General features: G+C 64.2%; 27 protein-coding genes. 5 read left to right on the top strand and 22 right to left on the bottom strand.

What is annotated here, in order from left to right; translation table 11 throughout:
• Nucleotide 1: 1 nt before the first annotated feature.
• From RPC_RS11355 to RPC_RS11340, 4 genes are all read right to left on the bottom strand, one after another.
• Entirely contained in the window at nt 2–586 is a 585-nt protein-coding gene (locus RPC_RS11355; RefSeq protein ID WP_011472728.1) for an NnrU family protein, read from the bottom strand.
• A 224-nt stretch (nt 587–810) separates the two neighbouring features.
• Entirely contained in the window at nt 811–1,422 is a 612-nt protein-coding gene (locus RPC_RS11350; protein WP_011472727.1) for a hypothetical protein, read from the bottom strand.
• Between the two features lie 184 nt (nt 1,423–1,606).
• The gene (locus RPC_RS11345; protein WP_011472726.1) at nt 1,607–2,053 is read right to left on the bottom strand and encodes a cache domain-containing protein; all 447 of its coding nucleotides are present in this window, start codon (nt 2,051–2,053) and stop codon (nt 1,607–1,609) included.
• A gap of 470 nt (nt 2,054–2,523) precedes the next feature.
• Nucleotides 2,524–2,790 carry a hypothetical protein gene (locus RPC_RS11340; RefSeq protein WP_041801688.1) on the bottom strand — a complete coding sequence of 89 codons (267 nt, stop codon included), beginning with the start codon at nt 2,788–2,790 and terminating at the stop codon, nt 2,524–2,526.
• 96 nt (nt 2,791–2,886) lie between these two features.
• Between RPC_RS11340 and RPC_RS26170 the strand changes: the two genes are divergently transcribed.
• Nucleotides 2,887–3,237 (top strand): hypothetical protein, encoded by a 351-nt coding sequence (locus RPC_RS26170; RefSeq protein ID WP_011472724.1) that lies wholly within the window; start codon nt 2,887–2,889, stop codon nt 3,235–3,237.
• A 910-nt stretch (nt 3,238–4,147) separates the two neighbouring features.
• Here the strand turns inward: RPC_RS26170 and gatB are convergent.
• The 6 genes from gatB to gatA form a co-directional block, all read right to left on the bottom strand.
• On the bottom strand, nt 4,148–5,632 hold the full coding sequence (gene gatB, locus RPC_RS11330) for an Asp-tRNA(Asn)/Glu-tRNA(Gln) amidotransferase subunit GatB (protein WP_011472722.1): 1,485 nt from the start codon (nt 5,630–5,632) through the stop codon (nt 4,148–4,150).
• A 45-nt stretch (nt 5,633–5,677) separates the two neighbouring features.
• Nucleotides 5,678–6,088 carry a type II toxin-antitoxin system VapC family toxin gene (locus tag RPC_RS11325; protein WP_011472721.1) on the bottom strand — a complete coding sequence of 137 codons (411 nt, stop codon included), beginning with the start codon at nt 6,086–6,088 and terminating at the stop codon, nt 5,678–5,680.
• Nucleotide 6,089: 1 nt separating this feature from the next.
• Nucleotides 6,090–6,512 (bottom strand): DUF7662 domain-containing protein, encoded by a 423-nt coding sequence (locus RPC_RS11320; protein ID WP_011472720.1) that lies wholly within the window; start codon nt 6,510–6,512, stop codon nt 6,090–6,092.
• Between the two features lie 62 nt (nt 6,513–6,574).
• Complete coding sequence (locus RPC_RS11315) at nt 6,575–7,957, bottom strand: patatin-like phospholipase family protein (RefSeq protein WP_011472719.1); 1,383 nt, start codon at nt 7,955–7,957, stop codon at nt 6,575–6,577.
• 192 nt (nt 7,958–8,149) lie between these two features.
• Nucleotides 8,150–9,247 (bottom strand): sensor histidine kinase, encoded by a 1,098-nt coding sequence (locus tag RPC_RS11310; protein WP_011472718.1) that lies wholly within the window; start codon nt 9,245–9,247, stop codon nt 8,150–8,152.
• Nucleotides 9,248–9,320: 73 nt separating this feature from the next.
• Complete coding sequence (gatA, locus tag RPC_RS11305; protein WP_011472717.1) at nt 9,321–10,799, bottom strand: Asp-tRNA(Asn)/Glu-tRNA(Gln) amidotransferase subunit GatA; 1,479 nt, start codon at nt 10,797–10,799, stop codon at nt 9,321–9,323.
• Between the two features lie 197 nt (nt 10,800–10,996).
• On the opposite strand from gatA, the gene RPC_RS11300 reads away from it, so the two are divergent.
• Together RPC_RS11300 and RPC_RS11295 are read left to right on the top strand one after the other, a co-directional pair.
• On the top strand, nt 10,997–11,278 hold the full coding sequence (locus tag RPC_RS11300; RefSeq protein ID WP_011472716.1) for a BrnT family toxin: 282 nt from the start codon (nt 10,997–10,999) through the stop codon (nt 11,276–11,278).
• Nucleotides 11,279–11,309: 31 nt separating this feature from the next.
• The gene (locus tag RPC_RS11295) at nt 11,310–11,519 is read left to right on the top strand and encodes a BrnA antitoxin family protein (RefSeq protein WP_011472715.1); all 210 of its coding nucleotides are present in this window, start codon (nt 11,310–11,312) and stop codon (nt 11,517–11,519) included.
• A gap of 38 nt (nt 11,520–11,557) precedes the next feature.
• Here RPC_RS11295 and RPC_RS11290 read toward each other — a convergent pair whose 3' ends face one another.
• The 6 genes from RPC_RS11290 to RPC_RS11265 all read right to left on the bottom strand — a co-directional run bounded on the left by RPC_RS11290 (nt 11,558) and on the right by RPC_RS11265 (nt 16,382).
• Nucleotides 11,558–11,764 (bottom strand): hypothetical protein, encoded by a 207-nt coding sequence (locus RPC_RS11290; RefSeq protein ID WP_011472714.1) that lies wholly within the window; start codon nt 11,762–11,764, stop codon nt 11,558–11,560.
• A gap of 26 nt (nt 11,765–11,790) precedes the next feature.
• A complete protein-coding gene (gatC, locus tag RPC_RS11285; RefSeq protein WP_011472713.1) occupies nt 11,791–12,078 on the bottom strand; it encodes an Asp-tRNA(Asn)/Glu-tRNA(Gln) amidotransferase subunit GatC in 288 nt (95 codons plus the stop codon).
• 33 nt (nt 12,079–12,111) lie between these two features.
• The gene (locus RPC_RS11280; RefSeq protein WP_011472712.1) at nt 12,112–13,227 is read right to left on the bottom strand and encodes an NAD(P)H-dependent flavin oxidoreductase; all 1,116 of its coding nucleotides are present in this window, start codon (nt 13,225–13,227) and stop codon (nt 12,112–12,114) included.
• A gap of 95 nt (nt 13,228–13,322) precedes the next feature.
• The gene (locus RPC_RS11275; RefSeq protein ID WP_011472711.1) at nt 13,323–13,559 is read right to left on the bottom strand and encodes a hypothetical protein; all 237 of its coding nucleotides are present in this window, start codon (nt 13,557–13,559) and stop codon (nt 13,323–13,325) included.
• A 168-nt stretch (nt 13,560–13,727) separates the two neighbouring features.
• Nucleotides 13,728–14,336 carry a TetR/AcrR family transcriptional regulator gene (locus tag RPC_RS11270; protein ID WP_011472710.1) on the bottom strand — a complete coding sequence of 203 codons (609 nt, stop codon included), beginning with the start codon at nt 14,334–14,336 and terminating at the stop codon, nt 13,728–13,730.
• A gap of 66 nt (nt 14,337–14,402) precedes the next feature.
• Entirely contained in the window at nt 14,403–16,382 is a 1,980-nt protein-coding gene (locus RPC_RS11265; RefSeq protein WP_011472709.1) for an oleate hydratase, read from the bottom strand.
• Between the two features lie 214 nt (nt 16,383–16,596).
• Between RPC_RS11265 and ruvX the strand changes: the two genes are divergently transcribed.
• Both ruvX and RPC_RS11255 read left to right on the top strand, forming a co-directional pair.
• On the top strand, nt 16,597–17,088 hold the full coding sequence (ruvX, locus tag RPC_RS11260; protein ID WP_011472708.1) for a Holliday junction resolvase RuvX: 492 nt from the start codon (nt 16,597–16,599) through the stop codon (nt 17,086–17,088).
• A 1-nt stretch (nt 17,089) separates the two neighbouring features.
• Nucleotides 17,090–18,016 carry an AEC family transporter gene (locus RPC_RS11255; protein ID WP_011472707.1) on the top strand — a complete coding sequence of 309 codons (927 nt, stop codon included), beginning with the start codon at nt 17,090–17,092 and terminating at the stop codon, nt 18,014–18,016.
• 2 nt (nt 18,017–18,018) lie between these two features.
• Here RPC_RS11255 and RPC_RS11250 read toward each other — a convergent pair whose 3' ends face one another.
• The 6 genes from RPC_RS11250 to RPC_RS11225 all read right to left on the bottom strand — a co-directional run bounded on the left by RPC_RS11250 (nt 18,019) and on the right by RPC_RS11225 (nt 22,481).
• Nucleotides 18,019–18,423, bottom strand: a complete 405-nt coding sequence (locus tag RPC_RS11250; protein ID WP_011472706.1) for a host attachment family protein — start codon at nt 18,421–18,423, stop codon at nt 18,019–18,021.
• A gap of 94 nt (nt 18,424–18,517) precedes the next feature.
• A complete protein-coding gene (locus RPC_RS11245) occupies nt 18,518–20,167 on the bottom strand; it encodes an acyl-CoA dehydrogenase family protein (protein ID WP_011472705.1) in 1,650 nt (549 codons plus the stop codon).
• Nucleotides 20,168–20,344: 177 nt separating this feature from the next.
• Nucleotides 20,345–20,821, bottom strand: a complete 477-nt coding sequence (locus tag RPC_RS11240; RefSeq protein ID WP_011472704.1) for an NUDIX domain-containing protein — start codon at nt 20,819–20,821, stop codon at nt 20,345–20,347.
• Between the two features lie 218 nt (nt 20,822–21,039).
• Nucleotides 21,040–21,384 (bottom strand): BrnA antitoxin family protein, encoded by a 345-nt coding sequence (locus RPC_RS11235; RefSeq protein WP_011472703.1) that lies wholly within the window; start codon nt 21,382–21,384, stop codon nt 21,040–21,042.
• Nucleotides 21,371–21,574 (bottom strand): BrnT family toxin, encoded by a 204-nt coding sequence (locus RPC_RS11230; RefSeq protein ID WP_011472702.1) that lies wholly within the window; start codon nt 21,572–21,574, stop codon nt 21,371–21,373. The genes RPC_RS11235 and RPC_RS11230 overlap by 14 nt, the downstream gene beginning before the upstream one ends.
• Before the next feature lie 127 nt (nt 21,575–21,701).
• Nucleotides 21,702–22,481 (bottom strand): M15 family metallopeptidase, encoded by a 780-nt coding sequence (locus RPC_RS11225; protein ID WP_011472701.1) that lies wholly within the window; start codon nt 22,479–22,481, stop codon nt 21,702–21,704.
• Nucleotides 22,482–22,543 lie beyond the last annotated feature (62 nt).

The raw sequence follows: 22,543 nt of genomic DNA, 5'->3' as shown, positions 1-22,543 counted from the left end.
CTTAAGCTCCGAACACGGGAACGCCGATCACCACCGGATGGAAGGCGAAGGCAAGCGCCAGATAGGCGATGATGCCGACCGCGATCGCGATCAGATCGTTCTTCGGCCCGCCCACCGGGATCGGCGGACTGCCGGGGTCGCTGCGACGTTTCAGCGAAATCCGGTCGAACACCGCCCAGCCCAGCAGCGTGCCGAACAGGATGATGGAGCCGAGATCGCCGTTGGCGATCAGATGCGCCACCGCCCAGGTCTTCACGCCGGTCAGCATCGGATGTTTCAGCGTGGTGTAGATCCGGCCGCGCAGATAGGCCGATACCACCATGATCACGGCCGGCAGCATCAGGGCCGCGGCCAGATGCTTGGTCCAGAGCGGCGGGTGCCAGATGTCGATCATGCCGGCGGCGCGGTAGCTGCCGAAGCCGTAGGAGATCAGCGCGATGCCGACGATGGCCAGGATCGCATATCCGATCTTGTAGACCGCATCGCCGCCGAAGCCGATCAGGCGGGCCCGCAGATCGCGCTGCGTGGTCACGGCGTGGACGCCGACGAACAGCGCCAACCCAAGGATCATGATCGCAAGTCCCATGGCTCTCCCCCTGGCGCACCCCGTTCGCGCCGGCCAATTTCAACTCTGATCCGCGCCCTCGGCAGGTCGCCGCCGCCGCGCGCAAGCTGTTCCGGGTATCATTCTTTATGGGAACGACGCAATGCTGCGCGGACGCATGCCGGCTGTCGAATTCCGGCCTCGGTGGCACGCCGTGAACCGGCCCCGCAAGCTCGCCCGCGGTTCGCGCCTTGCGTGGTCGTCCGTCAATTCTGGCGGTACGGCTGCTGCAACGTGCGGTTATCGACGTAGCGGATCATGATCGGTCGGCCGGCGATGGCGCCGCCCAACGCGGCGGTGAAGCGCAGCGGCAGGCAATGACCGAGCGAGCCATTGATCGCATCCAGATAGGCGCTGCGCACTTCGGACGGCGCGTCCCTCGTGGCAAAGGTCAGCCGCGGCGGGGCAATCATCTCGCCGGACTTGCGAAAGCTGAACAGCACCGACATCTGCATGCCTGCGCGTGCGGCCGCCAGGTCGGGCGGCGACCAGCAGGCCCGCAAGGCGGCGAACAGATCGCCGATCGTGTTCAGATCGTGGTCGGGTTTTTGATAGCGGACGGCGTCGCCGGCGGCTGGTACGCTGAGGATGGTAAGCTGCAGGTTCTCGCCGAGCGGGTAGTCGATTTCGGGAACGCAGGGACCATGATTGAAGACGTTGCAATAGGACGGCGTGCACGGCTGGCCGTCCAGCACGCTACAGGGCGAATGCGCAAACGGCGCCGCGTCGATCCGGTGACGCGCCCGCGCCTCGCCGGCCCCGGCGCCGAGCCCGGCGGCCGCCATCAGCACAGCCACAATGAACCAACGCCGCATCATGCAGTTCCTCGTGGCGCCGCTACCCTGAGAGATGACAACGACGCCTCAAGCGATCAAGGCTTCCGCCAACGAGCCTGTGGCGATCAGCCCAGGGCGATCGCGCCACATCAGAGACGCAGCCTCGGAATGGCGTCCGCAGCTGCCGAACTGGCGGCGAGGTTGCCTCGCCGCCGGCCGCGCCGGCCTACTTGTAGTAGCCGACGGCGCAGGTTTGGTCGCCGACCTTGGTGACGAAGGAAACCTTCTGCACCGGATCGGTCTGGCCGGGACGCGGCCACATGTAGCTGACCTCCTTGACGTCGCCTTCCTTGGCGGTCGCGTAGATCTCTTGGCCGAGCGCCTTGCCGGTCTTGTCCTTGAGTTCCTTGAGACTCTTGCCGGTCAGCGTCGGGTGCGCGGTGAACAGGCCGTCGGGACCGCCGCAGAACGGATAGAGGTCGCGGTCCTTGAAGCCGCCTTCGCCCTTGGCGAACTGCGCGAGTGCGGTGGTCTTGTCGGCCTTCACCGCAGCGGCGGCTTTGTTGAGCATCGCCTTGGCTTCGTCCGCGGTGCCGAATTCGCCGGCCGATGCGGCGGAGACGGTGAGCGCGCCAACCATGGCGACGAGGCAAAACAGTGTCTTCCTTGTCATGGCACATTCCTCCTTGAAGGCTCCTGTTTCGGAGCTACGCGAAGACTACATTTGCCGCGGCGGCGCGGTCTGCGCGACTTAGGACTAATTCCGGCGACGCAAATACCATTTGGTGTGCGCTGCGACGAAACGGCCCACCACCTCGCCCCGGTTGCGTTCGGACTGCCGCTGGTCGCGGCAAGCCGCGCCGCGTGCGACGCGCTGGAGATTTCAGGGGGAGCTTTGAGGAACCACGGCACCGGAGCTAGCCCCGGGCCCTGGGGGCACGACCTCGTCACACGTCGGTTCGCACAGCCGGCTATCGCGGCAGGTAGTCGGTCGCGAGCTGTCACGCCCCGCTGTTGCGGTTCGGCATTCCCGGATGTCGTTGATCAAACCGCCATCGCGCGCCGCGACGCCGGCCGAAACCGCACGGTCGCCTCGACTGCCCGCGCCAAAGGCCGACAGCCATGCTCCGCAGCGGCAACCGTTCAATGCGCGGCCATCCAGGCCCGCGCTTCGCGCTGCGCCCGGGCGATTTCCGCCTCGGTCATCAGTTCGGCGACTTCGCGCCGCAACGCGATGGCATCGACCCGGCCCTTCAGCGCAGCGAGGTTGAACCATTTATGCGCGGTGATCAGGTCGATGCCGACCGAGCGTCCGCAGGCGTATAGCAAGCCGAGCTCGAACAGCACGTCGGGATTGCCGCCCGCTTCGACGGGCGTGGCGTGATCCAGATCGAAATTGCCCTGAAACATCTGTCTCTCCATCTGCGCCGGCCCACCCCACGAGCGCGGCGTCCTGTCCAATCGTCCAACCCATTCCCCGCCGTAGTCCGGCGCGTTGGGAACAGCATGCCGATCACATTTGAAGAGCAGTTTAAGTATCGCGATGAACGGAATCTGAACGCGGCATGGTTTCGAATTTGCTGCGATTCAAAAAACCATTGCGGCGCAGCGCTTTGTGCCGACCGCCCAGGTTTGGTTTACCTTCGGCGTTGCGACATCGATAACCATCGCGGCGATCACGCGGGATCGCCGCGGACCGCGCCGGGGCAGCCGAGCGGCGCGGCGGCGGAGGATCACATTGGCGTATGGGGAGAAAGCTGGTTCAAACGCCGGGCGGCGATCCGCGGCGGAACAAAGACGAGGGCGTCGGCGAACACGTCAGAGTCAAATTTCACTGCTGCGGTGACCCGCCGGTGAAACCGCGGACGCAAGGATCCGCACCGCATGAAGAAACTGTTTCTTCCGCCGAACCGGTTCTCGACCCGGGACACCCCGGTGATCATCTCGATCCGGCCGTTTGACCTGATGTCTCGCCGACACCCTCTTTCGTCGACCAGAGCCGTGGTTGAAGTTCGCTCTCTTCAAGATGTCGTAGCTGAAGCGAACTGGTCCGCCGGCTCGTGTGACGTCGCCGGCGTCAAAGCCGCCGGCAATTATCTGCGGCGAGGTTACTTCTTCTTGGCGACCTTCTTGGTCTTCTTCGCGGTCTTCTTCACCGCGCTCTTCGCCGTCTTCTTCACGGTCTTCTTCGCTGCCTTCTTAGCTTTCTTGGCCATGTTGCCCTCCGATAAGTGAGATGGCTTAAACGCTGCGTGCACTCGGGAATCGAAATGCACTACAACCCGAATACACCAACACATTAGAAAAAACAGTGGTCCGCTTAAGGAAGTGTTGATGGCGCTATGTCGCCACGCGCGCCTTGCGTTGTTGCGCATCGATGCTGCGGCAGCGCTGCGCGATGCAAATAGTGCGCGGAAAAGCTACGTCGACGAATGTCAAGATTGCAGAAAGTCCTTGCGCCACGGGTATTTTCGTAATTCTCAAGTTGATCTAAGTAATAACAATGCACAACATCGCGAGTCGCCGCGACGCGCCCAAATTGCCGCGCGCAGACTCTGAGTCGGGAACTTTGGCAACGAAAAAATTTTTCGGTCTTCCACCTTCGTGTCGCCGACGGGCTCGCAAAACCGGGCGTTTTCGGCGGAACGGCCAAGGTGATTCGCGACGCGGATTCGCGCTTCGGCGTCGCCGCGTCGCGTCATCGCGGCGCGATCGACGCGTCGTCGTCGCGCCGAAACGTCGGCATCGGCCGACCGCGCGGCAGCTTTCAGAGGCCGAGCTTGCTCTTCAACAGGTCGTTGACGGTCTGCGGATTGGCCTTGCCGCCCGACGATTTCATCACCTGCCCGACGAACCAGCCGATCAGTGCCGGCTTGGCCTGCGCCTGCGCGACCTTGTCGGGGTTGGCGTTGACGATGTCGTCGACCACCTTCTCGATCGCGCCCGTGTCGGTGACCTGCCTCATGCCGCGCGCTTCGACGGTCGCCCGCGGATCACCGCCCTCCTGCCAGACGATCTCGAACAGTTCCTTGGCGATCTTGCCGGAGATGGTTGCCTCGCCGATCAGGTCGACGATCGCCGCCAGTTGCGCGGTGGACACCGGTGAGGCTTCGATCGCCACGCCCTCCTTGTTGAGCCGGCCGAACAATTCGTTGATCACCCAATTGGCGGCGAGCTTGCCATCGCGGCCTGCATCGGCGAGCTTCGACAGCACCGTCTCGTAGAACTCCGCGCTCTCGCGCTCGCTGACCAGCACGCCAGCGTCGTCCGCCGACAAGCCGAAATCGGCGATGAAGCGCGCCTTCTTGGCGTCCGGCAGTTCCGGCAGTTCCGCTTTCAGCGCGTCGACGAAGGCCTGGTCGAACTGCAGCGGCAACAGGTCGGGATCGGGGAAGTAGCGATAGTCGTGCGCCTCTTCCTTCGACCGCATCGAGCGGGTCTCGCCCTTGCCGGCGTCGAACAGCCGGGTCTCCTGATCGATCGAGCCGCCGTCTTCCAGAATGCCGATCTGGCGGCGCGCTTCATAGTCGATCGCCTGGCCGATGAAACGGATCGAATTGACGTTCTTGATCTCGCAGCGGGTGCCGAGCGGCGCACCGGGCTTGCGCACCGAGACGTTGACGTCGGCGCGCAGACTGCCCTTCTCCATGTCGCCGTCGCAGGTGCCGAGATAACGCAGGATGGTGCGCAGCTTGGTGACGTAAGCCTTGGCCTGGTCCGCAGAGCGGATGTCCGGCTTGGAGACGATCTCCATCAGCGCCACGCCGGAGCGGTTGAGATCGACCAGCGACATCGTCGGGTTCTGGTCGTGCAGCAGCTTGCCGGCGTCCTGTTCCAGATGCAGCCGCTCGATGCCGACAGTGACGCCGTCGCCGTCCGCGACGTCGACTTGCACTTCGCCCTCGCCGACGATCGGAGATTTGAACTGGCTGATCTGGTAGCCCTGCGGCAGGTCGGGATAGAAATAGTTCTTGCGGTCGAAGGTCGAGCGCAGGTTGATCTGGGCGTTGAGGCCGAGCCCGCTGCGCACCGCCTGCTTGACGCATTCCTCGTTGATCACCGGCAGCATCCCCGGCATCGCCGCGTCGACCAGCGAGACGTGGGCGTTGGGGTCGCCGCCGAATTCGGTCGAGGCGCCGGAAAACAGCTTCGACTTCGAGCTGACCTGGGCATGAACCTCCAGCCCGATCACGATCTCCCAATCGCCGGTGGCGCCCTTGATCAGCTTCGATGGTTTGACAGGTGCGTTCATGGCGGATGTCCCAATGCGCTGCGGCTAATATGTTGACTGATGACCTCAGCAGGCCAAAGCGCGAATATGCCCTCGATCGGAATACGCCAATAGCTGCTTATCCCGCGTCAATAAAGTGAAACCGTATTCGCGGGCGGTGGCGACAATGATGCGGTCGGCAGGATCGCGCAACGGCAAATCCGGAAGGAACGATGATGAGATCAGGACGTCCGACGACAATTCGGCCAAAGCGATGCCGGGCTTTTGCAGGACGCTGTCGAACCATCGCTTTGGCGCTATCGAAAGATTGAGCCGGCCAAGCGACACCAAAAGACCGATCTCCCAGGCCGAAATCGGGGAGACGAAAACCATTTCGTCGGTCTCGTAGGCGCGCTGCAACGCTGCCGTGGCTTTGCCAGCCTCCGCCACGTTCGCCGTCAGAAAAATAAGAGCACAGGTGTCCAGCAGCAGAGCCATGTCACCGCGAGCATTTCGAGGCGTCGCGACCGTAAGCGATCTCGCCCCATTCGGGATCGGCAGGCTCGGTCAGATCGACTCCCTCAGGGATATAAACCGTGCCTTTCATGCATCCGATCAGCGGATGCTGCCCCGACTTTTTAGTCTTGGTCGCGGAAAGATCGCCCTCGTTCGCGGATGAAGCGGAAACTCTGCGAAAAACCAATTTGCGCCCGGCGATATCGACCTGCTCGGTTTGAAAACCGGCATCGAGCCACACCCTGGTCATCGTATTGTTCATGGGGTTGTTGCTCCACCACGCCGGATAGCGTTGGGAACCGGGCAGTTTTCCGCCAATGATTTTCTCGATCTCGGCAAAGCTCACTTGAACGCGGCCGGCCCGCTGTTTGCTCAAAAAATCGCCCAAAGCGGCATATTTGCTCATGGCAAAACGCTCCTTGCGGACTTTAACTTAAGTAAAGTGAGTTAAGCTGTCAAATATCGACATCACAGGCTCGCGGCAAATGCCCGGAAGGTCGGGCTGCTGCGCAGCACGTCGCGGCCGGCGGCGATCACGTCGTCGACCTGCTGCGGCGGCAGCTGAAACCGCGTCGGCACCGCCTCGAGCTGGGTCGCGCGAGCCGGCTCCAGCTGATCGAAGCCGAGCCGGCCAATGAAGAATTTCAGATCTTTGCAATTCCAGCCCGGCCGCACGCCGTAGCGCGCGCGCTCCGCCGCCGACAGCCCGCAGCGCCAACGCACCAACGAATCCTGCCAGTCCGCCATGGTGCGGTCGAAGGCCGAATAGCTGGCGCCGACACTGGCATCCATCGTGGTGTTGACCGCGGCCTTGATCAGTTCGACGCCGCTCGGGCCCTCGACGTTGCGGACCCAGTCACCGGCAATCCCAGCCTTGGCATCGACGACCAGGAACATGCCGCGCCGCAGCTTGACCGCCTGTTGCGGGGTCAATGGTCCGTAGGGCGTCACTGACGATTGCCGTTCGATGGTGAAGCCGGAGATGCCGTAATTGTCCACCAGCCCACCGTCGAGCAGCTTGATGAAAGGCACCGCGCCCTCGCGATACCGCACGATCGCCTTGGCATACGAGCCCAACATCGGCGCCGCGTTGCGGTCGGCGGCGGCGCGGATGATCCACGGCGGTAGCGGGTCGTTGCAGGTGCCGGGAAACGCCTGCACCACTGCGGGCGCGAATGCGATCGGCACCGCGGCCGAGGCGGCCACCGCGCTGGAAATCGGGTAGCGCGACAGATCGCTGCAGATCGCGGTGAACGCCACCGCGCCGAACACGAACGGCACCCGATTGTAAATGTCGGACGCATTGATCCAGACTTGCGGTCGGGACTCGCGGAACCGGCCGAATGTGGCGCCGTCAAACAGGTTGGCGTCGAGCCACTTGGTGAAGCCGACCGAGTCGTTGACGCCGCCGGAGAAAGCGCGGCCGAGAGTGTCGAGCGTCAGCGAAGTCTGCAGTCCCTCTTCGGCGTTGCGGAGCAGGAAGCGTTCGCGGAAATCCGCCAGCGCCGAGCGCTTCTTCAAGCCGAAATAGGCCGCCGTGACCGAGCCGCCCGAGACGCCGGAGACGAAGTCGATCCGCTCCAGCATCGAGCCGCCGGCGCCGCGCAGTGGCGTGCGATCCATCTCCTGCAGCACGCCGAAGGAAAATGCAGCGGCACGCGTGCCGCCGCCGGAGAACGACAGCCCGACCACGACATCGTCGATCTCTCTGCCGGTTTCGAAGGAAACCGGCGAATTCTCCGCGGCGCCGGCGCCGAGCGGCACGTTCACCGGGAGATTGTGGACCGAAGCACAGCCGGCAAGCGCCACGCAGAGCGCAGCCAACATCGAGGGGGAGCGCAGCCAGTTCATCGAGGATCCAACGCTCGCGCGTTCCTATCCGGGGCGTGGCTTCAGGCGAAGCATCGCATATGAGTTGAGCCGCTCTGCAGCCTGGCGAAGCCGGGACTGTGCGGACGAAAGGTTCAGTTCACCTTAATGAACCGTGTGGCCGGCCGATGATCGACGCCTCCAACAAGGCTCGAGCAAGGCGGACCGATGCGCTCAATTCGGGGCCGGCGCCGCGACGAGGTCGAAACCGAAAGTGAAGAACGTCCCCTGGCCGCGAATGCTCTCAGCGCGGAACGTGACGTTCTTGGCGTTCTCCTTCAGCGTCTGCAGGATCAGGGCGCCGAGCTTGCGCGGCGACGGCCATTCCACATTGTCGCCGAGCCCGACGCCGTCGTCGGAGACGATCACGGTGACGCGGCCGGCGTCCGAGCTGCAGATCAGCTTGATCTTGCCGCTGCTGCGCCCGACGAAAGCATATTTCAGCGCGTTGGTCAGCATCTCGTTGACAAGCAATCCGGCCGGCATCGCGATGTTGATCGACAGCGGGCAATAACTGGCCTGCACGTTGATTTCGATCGACGGCATGGCGTTCGCCTGCATCACCGCGTCGGCGACGTCCGCCAGATACTGGCCAAGATCGATATCGCCGACGGCGTTTTCCGCCGACAGGATGCGGTATAGCACGGTCAGAGCATCGATCCGGCTCGCCAACCGCGCCAGCGCCACCGATTCCCCTTCCGCCGCCGAGCGCGCCTCAAGGCGCACCAGCGCGGTGATCAGCTGCAGATTGTTCTTCACCCGGTGCTGCAATTCGCGCATCAGCATGTCGCGATCGCGAATCTGGTTTTCGAACTGCTCGATCTGCGCCCGCTCGCGGCCGGCGACATCGACCAGAGCTGCGATGCGGAAATTCTCCACGCCGTCGTCGCTCTCGATCACCGAGGCATAGGCCTGCACGATCACCAAGCGGTCGGCCGGCGCCACCGGGCGAAACACTCCGATGAAATCCTCGCTGTCGCGGATCGCCTCGCCCAGCGTGCGCGAGGGGTTGTCTTCGTCGCGAAAGCCGTCGAGAAACACCCAGCGTTGGCCCTCGACCTCGGACGGCGGCAGCGACAGCAGCTGCTCGAAGGCCCGGTTGGCGTAGACCATGCTCTGCTCGTCGCCGGTGCCGCGCGACACCGCGACCGCCACCGGGACGGCGTCCAGCAGATGCTTGTATTTGTCGTTCTCGATCGCCGAGACGAGCTTCGACGAGCCCAGAATCTGATCGACCTGTTCGGAAGCTGGCAGTCCCTCGTCAGCGCTCATCCGCGACCCATTCTCATCGACAAATCATGACCAATCACATTGCAAAACGCAACGCAAGAACCATGCCTGACGGTCAAATCCACCATTTTGCCGCGGTGAAACGGCCCGCGGCCTGCTCGATCACCTCGCCCAGCGAGAACAGCGTTTCCTCGTCGAACGGACGGCCGATCAGTTGCAACCCGAGCGGCAGGCCCTGCGAGTCGCGGCCGGCGGGAACCGCGATGCCGGGCAGCCCGGCCATGTTCACCGTCACCGTGAAGATGTCGTTGAGGTACATTTCCACCGGATCGGCTCCGCCCTTCTCGCCGATCCCAAACGCCGCCGACGGCGTCGCGGGAGTCAGGATCGCCGAGACCCCCTTGGCAAAGCACTCTTCGAAATCACGCTTGATCAGCGTGCGGACCTTCTGCGCGCGCAGATAATAGGCGTCGTAATAGCCCGCCGACAGCACATAGGTGCCGATCATGATGCGACGTATGACTTCGGCGCCGAAGCCCTGCGCGCGGGTGTTTTCATACATCTCGGTGATGTTGCGGCCATTGACCCGGGCGCCGTAGCGCACGCCGTCATAGCGTGCGAGATTTGAGGAGGCTTCCGCGGGTGCCACGATATAATAGGCCGGCAGCGCGTATTTGGTGTGCGGCAGCGACACCTCGACCAGTTCCGCGCCGGCGGCCTTCAGCCAGTCGGCGCCCTGCTTCCACAGCGCCTCGATCTCGGCCGGCATGCCGCCGATGCGGTACTCCTTCGGAATGCCGATCTTCATGCCCTTCACCGAGCGGCCGACCGCGGCCTCGTAGTCCGGCACCGCCCGATCCACCGAGGTGGTGTCCTTGGCATCGTAGCCGGCCATCGAGCGCAACAGGATCGCGCTGTCGCGCACCGTGCGGGCGATCGGCCCGGCCTGGTCGAGCGAGGAGGCGAACGCCACGATGCCCCAGCGCGAGCAGCGGCCATAGGTCGGCTTGATGCCGACCGTGCCGGTGAAGGCCGCCGGCTGCCGGATCGAGCCGCCGGTGTCGGTCGCGGTGGCGCCGAGGCACAGCCCGGCCGCAACCGCCGAAGCCGAGCCGCCCGACGAGCCGCCGGGCACCAGCTTGGCGTCGGAGCCTTCGCGCCGCCACGGATTGACCACCGGGCCGAAGCAGGAGGTCTCGTTCGAGGAGCCCATCGCGAATTCGTCGTTGTTCAACTTGCCGAGCAGCACCGCGCCGTCGCGCCACAGCTGCGAGGTCACGGTCGACTCATACGGCGGCGTGAAGTCGTCGAGGATCTTCGAGCAGGCGGTGGTGCGCACGCCCGAGGTTGCGAACAAATCCTTGATGCCGAGCGGCAGGCCTTCGAGCGGCCCGCCCTCGCCTTTGGCTATCTTGGCATCGGCGGCTTTCGCCATGCTACGCGCCTGGTCCGGCGTCTCCAGCACAAAGGCGTTCAGCACCCGCGCGGCTTCGATCGCCGCAAGATGGGCGTCGGTCAGTTGCAGCGAGCTGAAGGATTTGGCCGCCAGCCCGTCACGGGCCTCGGCGAGCGTCAGCGATGTCAGGTCGGTCATTGCGAGGTTACAACCTAGGTGATTGATTTCATTGGACCGATACCCGCAAGCGCAGTGACCCAACCGGGTGTCGACCAAGCCGGCTGGCTAGCACAGCGCTGGTCGAAAATGAAGCAATTGTGCCGGCGAGATTTCCGTAGTGACATATGTGTTGACGGGACCGAATTGCGTAACTACTTATTGGTTAATGGCTCCGCATGGCGATCACCTTCGATCCGGCCAAACGCAAGATCACCCTGAAGGAACGCGGCATCGATTTCGCCACCGACGCCGCAAAGGTGTTCGCCGGCAAGACCGCAACCTTTACCAGCGACCAGATCGGTCACGGCGAGAAACGCGAAATCACCGTCGGGTGGCTGGACCGTCGCATGGTGATGATGGTCTGGACCCAACGTGGCGAGCACCGCCACGTCATTTCGACGAGGTACTTTCATGCCCGAGAGGAAAAAAAGCTCCTCGATCGCTTCAAGCAAACGTAAGCCATGGGTCGATCCGGACGACGGACCGGAATTGACCGACGCCATGCTCGATCGCGCCGTGTTCCGCGACGGCGACAAGGTGGTCCGCCGCGGCCGGCCGCCGCTCGGCGCCAGGCCGAAAAGCTCGGTGACGCTGCGGCTCGATGCCGACGTTCTGGAAGCCTATCGCGCGCTCGGCGCCGGCTGGCAGTCGCAGATCAACGCCGACCTGCGCCGCGTCCGCAAGCTGAAGAAGGCGTGAGCCGCAAGCGCGGCTGCAGCTCCGCAAGGCGACGCGGATTATTTGTTGACCGGGCTGCAGAAGAACGGCGACAGCGTCTTGTCGTCTTCCGGCGCCACGGGCTTCGCCACGGCCGCCTTCTGCAGCTGGTCGAGCACCGCGCCCATCGCCTTTTCGGGATCGGCGGCCTCGCCCTGGCGCTGCATCGCGTCGAGGTAGTTCATATAGGCCAGATAGGCCGCTTCATCGTTGCAGAGCAGGCACATCGGATTTCCGGTCTCCTGTTGCCGCGCTATTCGACGACCTTGGGCACCAGAAAGAAATGGTCCTCGGTCGCCGGCGCGTTGGCCACCACCTGGTCGGCGATCTCGCCGTCGTTAACTGCGTCGACGCGCTTCTTCATCTGCATCGGCGTCACCGAGGTCATCGGCTCGACCCCGTCGACGTCGACCTCACCCAACTGCTCGACGAAAGCCAGCATCGCATTCAGTTCGCCCTGCAAATGCGGGACCTCGGCATCGGTCACCGCGATCCGAGCCAGATGCGCGATACGGCGGACGGTGGTGGCATCGACGGACATTGTGAGAGCCTTCCCGGAAGATCTGCAGCCGCCCTATAGCAGAGGGAGGTTTTGCGCCGCAACCGGGGCGGCGTGGCCGTTGAGCTGGCTGAGCCGCAGCAGAGCCGCGCCAGCCAGCGCGCGGGTCAGTTCCGCCGCCGGCAAGTCGTGGCCGAGCCGTACCGCCTGCCCGGCCCACAGATTGCTGAAATCGGCCCTGCCGTGTTTTTCCGCGGCGGCCTTCAGCGGCGCCAAGGCGGTGGCGGCATGTGGAAAGGCCGGCGCGTCCGCCGAGAGCGGTCCGACCTCGCGCATCAGCCGGTTGACGATGCCGCGAGCCGGTCGCCCGGTCATCACATTGGTGATCACGGTGGAGTCGTCGCGCGCCTGCCCGAGCGCGGCGCGCGCCAACCCGCTCAATTTGGACTCCGGGCAGCGCAGATAGGCGCTGCCGATCTGCACCCCCGATGCGCCCAGCGCGAAGGCTGCGGCGATGCCGCGGCCATCGGCGATGCCGCCGGCGGCGATCACCGGCACATGCACCGCGTCGACCACTTGCGGCAACAGTGCGAACAGCCCGGGCTGCTCCGCAATGGCCTCGGTGAGAAACATGCCGCGATGGCCGCCGGCCTCAGCGCCCTGCGCGATGATCGCGTCGACGCCGCGTTCCTCGAGCCAGATCGCCTCACGCACGATGGTCGCCGACGCGATCACCTTGGCGCCCGCGGCTTTGACCCGGTCGAGCAATGAAGGCTGCGGCAGTCCGAAATGGAAGCTGACCACTTCCGGCTTCAGCTCCTCGACGAGGTCGCACATCGCGGCGTCGAACGGCGCGCGGTTGGCGGCGGCAAGCGGCGCCGCGGGATCGACGCCGTACTCATTGTAATAAGCGCCCAGGCGCCGCTTCCAGCCCACCTCGCGCTGTGGATCGGCGTCGACCGCGGTGTGGCAGAAGAAATTCAGATTGACCGGCGTGCGCAGCCGCTGCCGGACGATGCCAACCTGCTCGCGGATTGTCTCCGCCGACAGCATCGCACAGGGCAGCGACGGCAACGCGCCCGCGGTCGCGGCACCGATCATGATGTCGGCGTCCTGCGCCGCGGCCATCGGCGCCTGCACGATCGGCAGTTCGATGTTGAAGAGTTCGAGAAGTCGGCGGTTCGGCCACATCACGGGTCTGCTCGCTTGCTGATAGAAAACGGAGGGAGGTCTGCCTTAGGCGTCGTTGCCGGTCCGGCAGTCTAACATGGCCCAAACGGCCACTGCTATCCGCGATCGGCCTGCAATGCTCGCGGCTTCAGCATCCAGCGCCGCAGCGCCACCCCGGCCCAGATCGCCTCGACCAGCCCGAACGGCCAGGCGCCCTGCATAAAACCGTAGATCGAGCCCAACCCGCAGGCAACTGCGAAGCCCAGCACATACCAATGGCTGCGCTCTTCCATCGCATAGCAGATCAGCATCGCGGTCACCGCGAGCAATCCGAACAGCGTCAGCGCGTCCATGGCGTGTCTTTCAGGATGATTGCGAACGGAATCGGTCTCGGCTGACCCACACTAGCTATATTTGCCGGCCATTCCCAATTCCGTCGATGGCCCGGATAGCCAAGGGCAGCGGCGTGCCCATGCGACGATGCCGACGGACACCCTGGTTCGGCGCCTTAAGCCGCAGCGTCAGCGGTTCGATGGCGATCCGCCGATAATCGCACGCAGAAAGGCAAGGAAGATCTCATCTCGCGGTCCAGCGCCGGGCACGGTCCCCTGAACGGCGAGCCCCGACCAAAGCGCGTAAAGCCCGATGGCGATCTGCAGCGGCGGCAGCGCCGGCAGAAGCTTATGCCGCCGCAAAATCTCGTCGACCAGCAAGGCGAATTCGGCATGATAGCTGATCTTTGCCGCGTTGTAGGCGTCGGCGAAATCGGCATCGCGCTGGGCATGCAGTTGCAGTTCGATCGCCAGCAGCGACCATTCGGTTTGCTTCGCCAGATCGGCAAGGCGCGCCGCGACCGTTGCCAACACGTCGTCCAACACCTTACCATGGGTCACTTGGACAAGGCGCCGCAGCGTTTCCACTTCGGCGAGCACATGGCGCTCCATCAACGCCAGCAGCAGATCGTCGCGGCTGGCAAAATTCGAATAGAACGCGCCTTGCGAATAACCGGCCTCCTCGCACAGCCGACGCAGCGACAGGCCGCCGATGCCATCCCGCCTGATCGCCGCATGGGCCGAAGCGATCAGGCGCTCCCGGGTCTCCAGCCGGCTTTGTTCCCGCGTCTTGCGCATGTGGTGTGTCCCAGTGAAAAGTCGTGAGCGGAAGCAGGCGGCGCGCCGCCCGCTTCCGCCGTTTGGTTATTTCGATGTGTTGCTGCTGCCATCCCGCAATCGGTCGAGCCAGCCATACACCGCGCCGAGCGCCTGACTTCCTTTGCCGAGCAGAGTGGACAATTCGGCTTCGGCCCGTTCTCGCAGCGTGTCGTCCTGCTCGGGCAACGGCGGAAGAATGTGGGCGTAATAGGTGTTGTCGAGCAGCCGATGCAGCAACCGCTCGCCGGGGAACGGCTCGTTGTTGTTCAACGCGCGCGCGCCCTTCATCAGGTTGCGGATGTCGTATTGCGTCGGGCTGATATCGGCGACCTGCTTGGGCAGGCCGAGCAGCGTGTAGACACCGATCCGCGCGGTGCGCACCGAGGCCTCCATGGTGAAGATGATGTCGTTGCTGGTCTCCACGAATTGCCCCAGCAAAGCCAGGTTGGTGCACCCCTCGGGGACGACGCGGGGCCGGTCGCCGGCAGCCCGCGGCATGAATTGCGCGGTGATGTAGGGCATCAGCGCCAGCCGAACCTTGGTCTTGGCGGCAACCGCATCGAGCTGGTCGACGATGCCGAGATGATAGCAGAGCTCCGCCAGAATTTCCCGGCCGGTGCAAGCCGGCATCGGCTTTTTGACGTAGTTGCCGTCCTTGTCCATCAGCAGCGCATAGACCCACAGCACCAGCACGTCGTTGGGCTGGGTCGGGAAATGCGGTTGGCGGTTGCAGGTGAAGCTCAGCACCCAGTTGGAATCGGTGAAGGTGATGATTCCGCCGGTCACCGTCTTGCCGGAGAACGGATCGTTGACCGACAATTCCTTCAGCTTGTCGACCAAGGGCGACGGCCTGCAGGTCAGCGTCGCCGATTCCCACATCGAGCCGGCCACATTGCCGTAGAATTTTTCCGGCTTGCCGAACACCGGCGAGGTCTTCGCCAGGTTCTTCCAAAGCACCCAGTCGCTGTCCTCGCCGGGCTCGGCGTTGCCGCGGGCCAGCACCGGGGCGGTGTCCATGTCGCCGTAAGCGGTGCCTTCGGTCATCGAGCCGGTCAGTGCGAACACCACATCCTTCGGACCTATGGCGATGCTGTCGTCCTTGCCGTCCTTCTTGCAGCGGATCGCGGTCACGGTGCGACGGCCGCCCTCCTCGACCATGGCGAGGTCATAGGCCCTTGTGCCGAACTGCACCTTGACGCCCTTCTCCTTGAGAAGCCGCGTCAGCGGCACCACGAAACTATCGTACTGATTGTATTTCGGGAACACCAAGGCCGACATGTCGGTCAGCCCGTCGATCGCATCGAGGAAGCGATGCATGTAGAGCTTCATCTCCAGAAGGCTCTGCCAATTCTCGAAGGCGAACATCGAGCGCCACAGATACCAGAAGTTCGTTTCGAGAAAGCTCTCGCTGAAATATTGCTCGATGGTGATGTCGTCGAGCTCTTCCTTGCGCTTGAGCAGCAGTTTGACGATTTCCCACTGGTGCAGCTTGCTCAGGCCCAGCGTCGAGAAGTCGCGGATCTGGCCCTGCTTGTGCATCAGCCGCGCCTTCGACCAGTTTGGATCGTTGTCGTTCACCAGCCGGTATTCGTCGAGAACGCTAAAGCCATTGGGCAATTCCAGCGCCGGCACGTCCTGAAACACGTCCCAGAAATTGTCGTAGTTGAAATTCATCTCGCGGCCGCCGCGAATGATGTAGCCTTGGTCGGCATTGCCGGCGCCGTCGAGCGAGCCGCCGGCGATCGTCATCGTATCGAGGATGGTGATGTCCTCGCCTTTCATGCCGCCGTCGCGCATCAAGTAGAACGCGGCGGACAGCCCAGCGATGCCGCTGCCGATGATCCAGGCCTTGCGCCCATCCACCGGCTCCAACGGAACCGGACGGTTGCGCATGTAGGGACCGACCATGTCGGGCGGTGGCAGCGTGTCGTTCGGCCCTTTGCGCCAGAAGGCGGCGCCAGCGTCGGCCTCAATCGGGGGCGTGCCGGGAACCGACGGGATCGGCCTAGAGGTGGATTCGGTCATGAGGTTTCCTTCCATCGATCAGCATCCGGAGGCAGATGCAATCGAAATATCAACTGTTATCCAGATGACATATGATATCGCCCAAAAGAAGGCGGCACGCGGATTAAATCAATCCCCGTGGTGGTCAATGCAGTGGCATCGCTCGGAATCGCGTCCGGCTGGCTGCTTTGCGGGATCAGCTTTCCGCCACGACCCCGGGCTGCTATGCGAGGCGATGCCCGCTCCTATCCTCCCATTGATCGAAGCCGCCGCGCAGTGGCCCGCGCGCGGTGCGCTGATCGGCCTCGACCTCGGCACCAAGACCATCGGGGTTGCGGTGTCGGACCCCGATCGCCGGCTCGCCACCGGCGTCGAGACCATCATTCACACCGCCTTCAAGGCCAACGCGGCGCGGCTATTGCTGCTCGCCGGGCAACGCAACGCGGTCGGCTTCGTGCTCGGCCTGCCGATCAACATGGACGGCAGTGAAGGCCCGCGCGCGCAATCGACCCGCGCCTTCGCGCGCAATTTCGCGAGACTCACCGATTTGCCGATCGGGCTGTGGGACGAGCGGCTCTCGACCTCGGCGGTGGAGCGCGAATTGATCGCCAACGACGTCAGCCGCGCCAAGCGCGCCAAGGTGATCGACGAGCACGCTGCGATCTTCATCCTGCAAGGCGCGCTCGACCGGCTCACCGTGCTCAACGCCGCACCCCGGACTGACTGACATGCTGACTGTGTTTGGCGCGCTGGTGCCGGTGTTCCTGTTGATCGTGCTCGGCCATGTGCTGCGGCGGATGTTGCTCACCGAGGACAAGTCGTGGAGCGGCATTGAGCAACTGGTCTATTACGTGCTGTTTCCGGCGCTGCTGATCGATACGCTGTCGCGCGCCAACTTGGCAGCGGTGCCGGTCGCCGGGGTCGGCGGCGCCTTGCTGCTGGCGGTGGTGGCGATGTCGGCGCTGTGCCTGGCGTTGCGGCCGTTGCTGGCTGCGCGGCTCGGCCTCGATGGCCCGGCCTTCACCTCGGTGTTTCAGGGCGCCACCCGCTGGCAGAGCTTCGTGGCGCTGTCGGTCGCCGGCAATCTCTATGACGACATCGGCATTACGCTCGCCTCGGTGGCCATGGTGGCGATGATCCCGCTGCTCAACGTGTTCAGCGTCGGCGTGTTGGCGCGCTACGCCGCGCCAATGCGGCTGTCTTGGCCGAGCATTCTGCTCGCGATCGCCCGCAACCCGCTGATCTGGGCCTGCCTGCTGGGGCTGGCGATCAATCTGTCGCAGATATCTGTGCCGCGGCCACTGCATGAATTTGCCGACGCACTGGGACGCTGCTCGCTGGCGCTGGGGCTCTTGGTGGTCGGCGCCGGACTGCATCTCGAAGGGCTCCGCAAGCCGAAGCCCGCCGCGCTCATCACCGTTGGACTGAAGCTTGCCGTGATGCCGCTGCTCGGCACCGGTTTCGGCCTCGCTTTCGGCCTGTCGGGCACCAACCTCGCGGTGGTGGCGTGCTGCGCCTCGGTGCCGAGCGCCTCGAACGGTTATATCCTGGCTCGGCAAATGGGCGGCGACGCACCGCTGCTGGCACAGATCTTGACCCTGCAAACCAGCCTCGCGGCGCTCACCATGCCGTTGTTCATCACGCTGGTGGCGTGAGGTTACGCCGCCGCGATGGTCTTCTCGATGTCGTGCAGCGGGTGACCGGTGAGATCCTTGGAGATCTCGCCGCGCAGCACGTCGGCCAATTTCTTGTGGTAGCTTTTGCGCAATTCGCCGAGCGTTCGCGGCGCGGCGATGATCACCAGGTCGGCGATCTTGCCGTCGAGCACCCGCTTGTTCAAGAGATCGGCGATGCCGCCGGCGAAGCCGTCTTCGGCGGCCTGGCTCTCGTCCGGATTGGACGAGCTGTTTTGATGGCTTGAGCCTGATCCCTTGTTGGCGCTCTCGATATCCGCCTCGGGCAGCGCGGTCAGCGCCGGGTTGGCCTCGTCGCCGGTGTTCTGAAACAGATTGAACTTCTCGCCGTCGGCCACAGCCACGATTGTTCCCTGAGGAAGCAGCATCAAACTCTCCATATGTCGGAAGGTGGCCCGTCAGTCAGGCACCAGACCAATCGATCACTCCTCGTTTGGTTCCCCGGCTGCGACCGGTCACCGCCTATGGCAACGGCAGCGTGCGCTCCAACAGCCGGCGCGTCTGCGCGGTGTCCAAGTCGATAGCGCCGTACATGTCGCCCAATGACGGCACCAGTCTCGTCGCGGCAAACAGCTCTGCGTGCTCCGGATGCACGCCGTTCAACGCCGCCGCGGCTGCGAGCTTGGCCAAGGTCTCGACCGAGAGCCGCGCCACGCGCTCGCTGTCCGGGCGTTGAAAGGTCTTGCCGACCAACGCCGCCGCCTCCGCCGCACCAGGCAGGCCTTTGGTTTCCGCAACCAGGTTCTGCAGCACGGCTGCGGCCAGATCCGGCTCGCGCGACAGCGCGCGCAGCACGTCGAGGCACATCACGTTGCCGGAGCCTTCCCAGATCGCGTTGACCGGAGCCTCGCGATACAGCCGCGCCAACACGCCCTCTTCGACGTAACCGTTGCCGCCGAGACACTCCATCGCCTCGTAGAGAAACGGCGGCGCGCTCTTGCAGATCCAGTATTTCACCGCCGGCGTCAGTAAGCGCATCCAGGCGGCCGCGACCTCGTCGCTGCCGGCACGATCGAACGCGGCGCACAGCCGCATCACCAGCGCGACCGACGCCTCGACCTGCAGCGCCATGTCGGCGAGCACCGCCTGCATCAACGGCTGATCGGCGAGCCGCTTCTGAAATACGCTGCGATGCCGCGCGTGATGCAGCGCCTGCGCCAATCCGGCGCGCATGAAGCCGACCGAGGAGATCGCGCAATCCTGCCGCGTCAATTGCACCATCTCGATGATGGTGCGGATGCCGCGGCCCTCGCCGCCGACGCGCTGCGCATAGGCGCCGGTGAACTCGACCTCCGAGGACGCGTTGGAGCGGTTGCCGAGCTTATCCTTCAGCCGCTGGAATTGCAGCGCGTTGACCGAACCGTCCGGCGCAAAACGCGGGGTGAAGAAACAGGTCAGTCCGCCCTCGGCCTGCGCCAGCACCAGGAAAGCGTCGCTCATCGGCGCCGACATGAACCATTTGTGGCCGATCAGCCGATAGGCGTCGCCATCGCGCACGGCGCGGGTGGAGTTGGAACGCACGTCGGTGCCGCCCTGCTTCTCGGTCATGCCCATGCCGAGCGTCATGCCGCGCTTCTGCTGCCACGGCTTGAAGCTCGCATCGTAACTACGCGTGGCGATCACCGGCATCAGTTGCTGCAACAGATCCGGCTGCGCCGATAGCGCGCCGACCGCGGCGCGGGTCATAGTAATCGGGCACAGATGCCCGGACTCCACCGGCGCAGCCATGTAGAATTTTGCCGCGCGGATCACTTCCGCGGCGCCGCCGGCGGGCTTGCCCTGCGCATCCCAGGTCGAGTTGTGCAGCCCGGCGCGCATGCTCGCCGCCATCACCTCGTGATAGGCCGGATGAAACTCGACCTCGTCGCGGCGCAGGCCGCGAGCATCGAAACTCTTCAGCTTCGGCGTGTTCTCGTTGGCGAGCCGACCGCGCTCCGCCATCTCAGCCGAGCCCCATTCGCGGCCGAATTCGGACAATTCAGCCGCCGCCGACGCCCCGCCATACGCCGCCACCGCATCGGCCAGCGGCCGGTCGAGCGCGAACAGATCGACGTCCTCGAACGGCGGCGACTGGTTCCATACCTCATGGGTGGCGAAGCTGGTCCTTGTCATGGTTTCCTGCCTTGGCGTTTCTTGGTTGCCGCGACGCTGATTTGTCACGCCCCCGACACGGCCGTCTAGTCTTTGCGATACCGCGGCAGCGGAAAATCATCAGCAGTCGGAACGGCCATCCACGCAGCGGAATAACAATGCCAGCCAGGGTCAGCGCATGCGCCCCGGCGATGCGATCTACAGCGCCGCCTTGCGATGCGCTTCGTAGGAACGGGACTGATCCGCCGGCTTCCCGCCGGCGAGAAACGGCAGTGCGACGCGGACCGCATGGGTGATCGGCTGCGGCAGGCTGCTGGCGTCGAACCAGCCAAGCGCCTCGATGGCACCCGGTTCCATGACCCGGGCGTCGCCCGCAATGTGGTCGGCGAGATACACCGGAGACACCCAATGCTGCGGCGGCGTCAGTTCGGTCTCGAACTGGTCCACCACGCATAACAACCGCACGATCCGGATCTCGACATCGGCCTCTTCGCGAATTTCCCGCGCAACGGCGTCTTGAACGGCTTCCATCCATTCAACTTTGCCGCCCAGCCATCCCCAGCAACCAGCTTCAGGTGCGCGTCGCCGTTTGCCAAGCAGCAGCTTTCCGTCGGTTCGAATGACCACGGCTCCACAGCCCAGCCGTGGTCGACATTGTGCGGCGTCACCTGTCATCTACTTAATCCTCTTGGTCGCAGCGGTCCTTGGTCATGGCCTTCGAATTTGAACGGTTAGCTATCGCCAGACGCAGAGCCCCGCAAGGCTGGCCTTTCTGGCTCACCGAAAGCCGTCTACTCCCCATGATACCGCGGCACCGAAAAATGCGTTGACCGAGCCACGTTCTCCCACGGGGCGGAATAATTCGACCTCGGAACGAATTTAGGTGGGGCCGCTTAACGAGCCACCTTGCGATGCGCTTCGTAGTAGCGCCGCAACACGGAGTTGATCCTCGTCTGATAACCCTTGCCTTGCGACTTGAACCAGCCGAGCACGTCGTCATCGAGTTTGATGCCGACGGACACCTTCTGCGGCTGCACGACCGCGGCCGCCGCCCATTCCACGTCGGTCATCGGGGCGCTATCGCGGTCGCGCGCCGCGACCGCCTCGACCTGCGCTGCGCTTTGCCGATCGAGCCGCGCCCAATCGGTCTTGCCTTTCAAGGGCACTAGACTGCCATCCGGCTTCTTCTGGTAGGCCCGGCCATCGACCAGCACGGCGCGGACTTTAGCCTTGGTCATAGCGACGTTGCTCCCGTTGATTGGCTTTGCGCGCCGAGATGATCCAGGTGATCTCGCCGCGTTCGGTATAGGTGACGTGGAACAGCCGGCCGTTGATCTTGGCGAGCATGTTGTAGCGCACCTCGCCGTAGTCCTTGCGCGGATCCCGGACTACCTTTTCTGTCAGGATCGAGGAAACCCACCGGCACATCGGCAAAGTCGATGCCGCGCTCCGTGAGCGTCTTGCTGCGCTTGGCCGGATTCCAGTCAAACTGCATGACAGAGGATGGCCTTGATCTAGACTTTTATCAAGACAAATTCACTCCCGGCACGGCCGTCTAGTCTTTGCGATACTGCGGCACCGGAAAATCGTAAGCCTGCAAACCGCTCATCCCGGCCTGCGAAAAATGCCACCATTCCTTGGCGTAGTTGACGAAGCCGTGCCGGCGCATCGCCGCATTCAGGGTCTCGCGCCACTTGCGCTGCGCCGGCGTGATCGACCGCGCCGCGGTGTGCGCCTTGGCGTCGGAACAATCATAACCGGTGCCCATGTCGACGGAGGCCTCCGGCGCGCGCAACGCTTCCGGCGCGGTACAGTCGGCATAGGCTTTGCCGGGATCGAACGCCGGCCCGCGCGGCGCCCGCAGGTCGACCAGCGTCAGATCGACCGCGGCGCCGGTGGAATGCCCGGAGCGTTCGGCGATGTAGCCCAGCCGGAACAGTTCGCGCTTGGAGAAGCCCGGGTTGTAGCGCCGCTCCGCGGCGGTCTCGCGGCCGTCCTGCGCCCACGCCACCATGTCCCGCGAGGCGCGTCCCGGACGGAAGCAATCCAGCATCTTCAGCGACAGGTTTTGCCCGCGCAGGCCGCGCTGAACCGCGCGCAGCGCCAGCCCGACCGGGCGCCTGACGATGCACTCGGCGCCGTCATAGCCGTCGAGCCTGCGGCCGATGAAATTGTTCGCCCCGGCATAGCGGATGTCCTGCTGAATGCTGGGATCGACGTCGTGCAAAAACACCAAATCGTCGGGCAGCGGCTGCGCGGCCGCCGGAACCCCGAGCGCCAGCGCCAACAGCCCAATTCCGAACGCTGCAAACTTGCTCACGACACGCCTTTCCATCGCTTCCGCCCGACCCGGCAGCCCGATCCGCCGCTGTCCGAACGACCGGGGGAAAACTCATG

Origin of the sequence: Rhodopseudomonas palustris BisB18 (assembly GCF_000013745.1) — a bacterium.
GTDB classification, from domain to species: domain Bacteria; phylum Pseudomonadota; class Alphaproteobacteria; order Rhizobiales; family Xanthobacteraceae; genus Rhodopseudomonas_A; species Rhodopseudomonas_A palustris_F.
This window is presented reverse-complemented; position numbering and strand designations above follow the sequence as displayed.

Coding starts and splice junctions, on each gene's coding strand:
- RPC_RS11355 (WP_011472728.1), bottom strand. CDS start 586: ATGGGACTTGCGATCATGATCCTTGGGTTGGCGCTGTTCGTCGGCGTC.
- RPC_RS11350 (WP_011472727.1), bottom strand. CDS start 1,422: ATGATGCGGCGTTGGTTCATTGTGGCTGTGCTGATGGCGGCCGCCGGG.
- RPC_RS11345 (WP_011472726.1), bottom strand. CDS start 2,053: ATGACAAGGAAGACACTGTTTTGCCTCGTCGCCATGGTTGGCGCGCTC.
- RPC_RS11340 (WP_041801688.1), bottom strand. CDS start 2,790: ATGTTTCAGGGCAATTTCGATCTGGATCACGCCACGCCCGTCGAAGCG.
- RPC_RS26170 (WP_011472724.1), top strand. CDS start 2,887: ATGCCGATCACATTTGAAGAGCAGTTTAAGTATCGCGATGAACGGAAT.
- gatB (WP_011472722.1), bottom strand. CDS start 5,632: ATGAACGCACCTGTCAAACCATCGAAGCTGATCAAGGGCGCCACCGGC.
- RPC_RS11325 (WP_011472721.1), bottom strand. CDS start 6,088: ATGGCTCTGCTGCTGGACACCTGTGCTCTTATTTTTCTGACGGCGAAC.
- RPC_RS11320 (WP_011472720.1), bottom strand. CDS start 6,512: ATGAGCAAATATGCCGCTTTGGGCGATTTTTTGAGCAAACAGCGGGCC.
- RPC_RS11315 (WP_011472719.1), bottom strand. CDS start 7,957: ATGAACTGGCTGCGCTCCCCCTCGATGTTGGCTGCGCTCTGCGTGGCG.
- RPC_RS11310 (WP_011472718.1), bottom strand. CDS start 9,247: ATGAGCGCTGACGAGGGACTGCCAGCTTCCGAACAGGTCGATCAGATT.
- gatA (WP_011472717.1), bottom strand. CDS start 10,799: ATGACCGACCTGACATCGCTGACGCTCGCCGAGGCCCGTGACGGGCTG.
- RPC_RS11300 (WP_011472716.1), top strand. CDS start 10,997: ATGGCGATCACCTTCGATCCGGCCAAACGCAAGATCACCCTGAAGGAA.
- RPC_RS11290 (WP_011472714.1), bottom strand. CDS start 11,764: ATGTGCCTGCTCTGCAACGATGAAGCGGCCTATCTGGCCTATATGAAC.
- gatC (WP_011472713.1), bottom strand. CDS start 12,078: ATGTCCGTCGATGCCACCACCGTCCGCCGTATCGCGCATCTGGCTCGG.
- RPC_RS11280 (WP_011472712.1), bottom strand. CDS start 13,227: ATGTGGCCGAACCGCCGACTTCTCGAACTCTTCAACATCGAACTGCCG.
- RPC_RS11275 (WP_011472711.1), bottom strand. CDS start 13,559: ATGGACGCGCTGACGCTGTTCGGATTGCTCGCGGTGACCGCGATGCTG.
- RPC_RS11270 (WP_011472710.1), bottom strand. CDS start 14,336: ATGCGCAAGACGCGGGAACAAAGCCGGCTGGAGACCCGGGAGCGCCTG.
- RPC_RS11265 (WP_011472709.1), bottom strand. CDS start 16,382: ATGACCGAATCCACCTCTAGGCCGATCCCGTCGGTTCCCGGCACGCCC.
- ruvX (WP_011472708.1), top strand. CDS start 16,597: ATGCCCGCTCCTATCCTCCCATTGATCGAAGCCGCCGCGCAGTGGCCC.
- RPC_RS11255 (WP_011472707.1), top strand. CDS start 17,090: ATGCTGACTGTGTTTGGCGCGCTGGTGCCGGTGTTCCTGTTGATCGTG.
- RPC_RS11250 (WP_011472706.1), bottom strand. CDS start 18,423: ATGCTGCTTCCTCAGGGAACAATCGTGGCTGTGGCCGACGGCGAGAAG.
- RPC_RS11245 (WP_011472705.1), bottom strand. CDS start 20,167: ATGACAAGGACCAGCTTCGCCACCCATGAGGTATGGAACCAGTCGCCG.
- RPC_RS11240 (WP_011472704.1), bottom strand. CDS start 20,821: ATGACAGGTGACGCCGCACAATGTCGACCACGGCTGGGCTGTGGAGCC.
- RPC_RS11235 (WP_011472703.1), bottom strand. CDS start 21,384: ATGACCAAGGCTAAAGTCCGCGCCGTGCTGGTCGATGGCCGGGCCTAC.
- RPC_RS11230 (WP_011472702.1), bottom strand. CDS start 21,574: ATGTGCCGGTGGGTTTCCTCGATCCTGACAGAAAAGGTAGTCCGGGAT.
- RPC_RS11225 (WP_011472701.1), bottom strand. CDS start 22,481: ATGGAAAGGCGTGTCGTGAGCAAGTTTGCAGCGTTCGGAATTGGGCTG.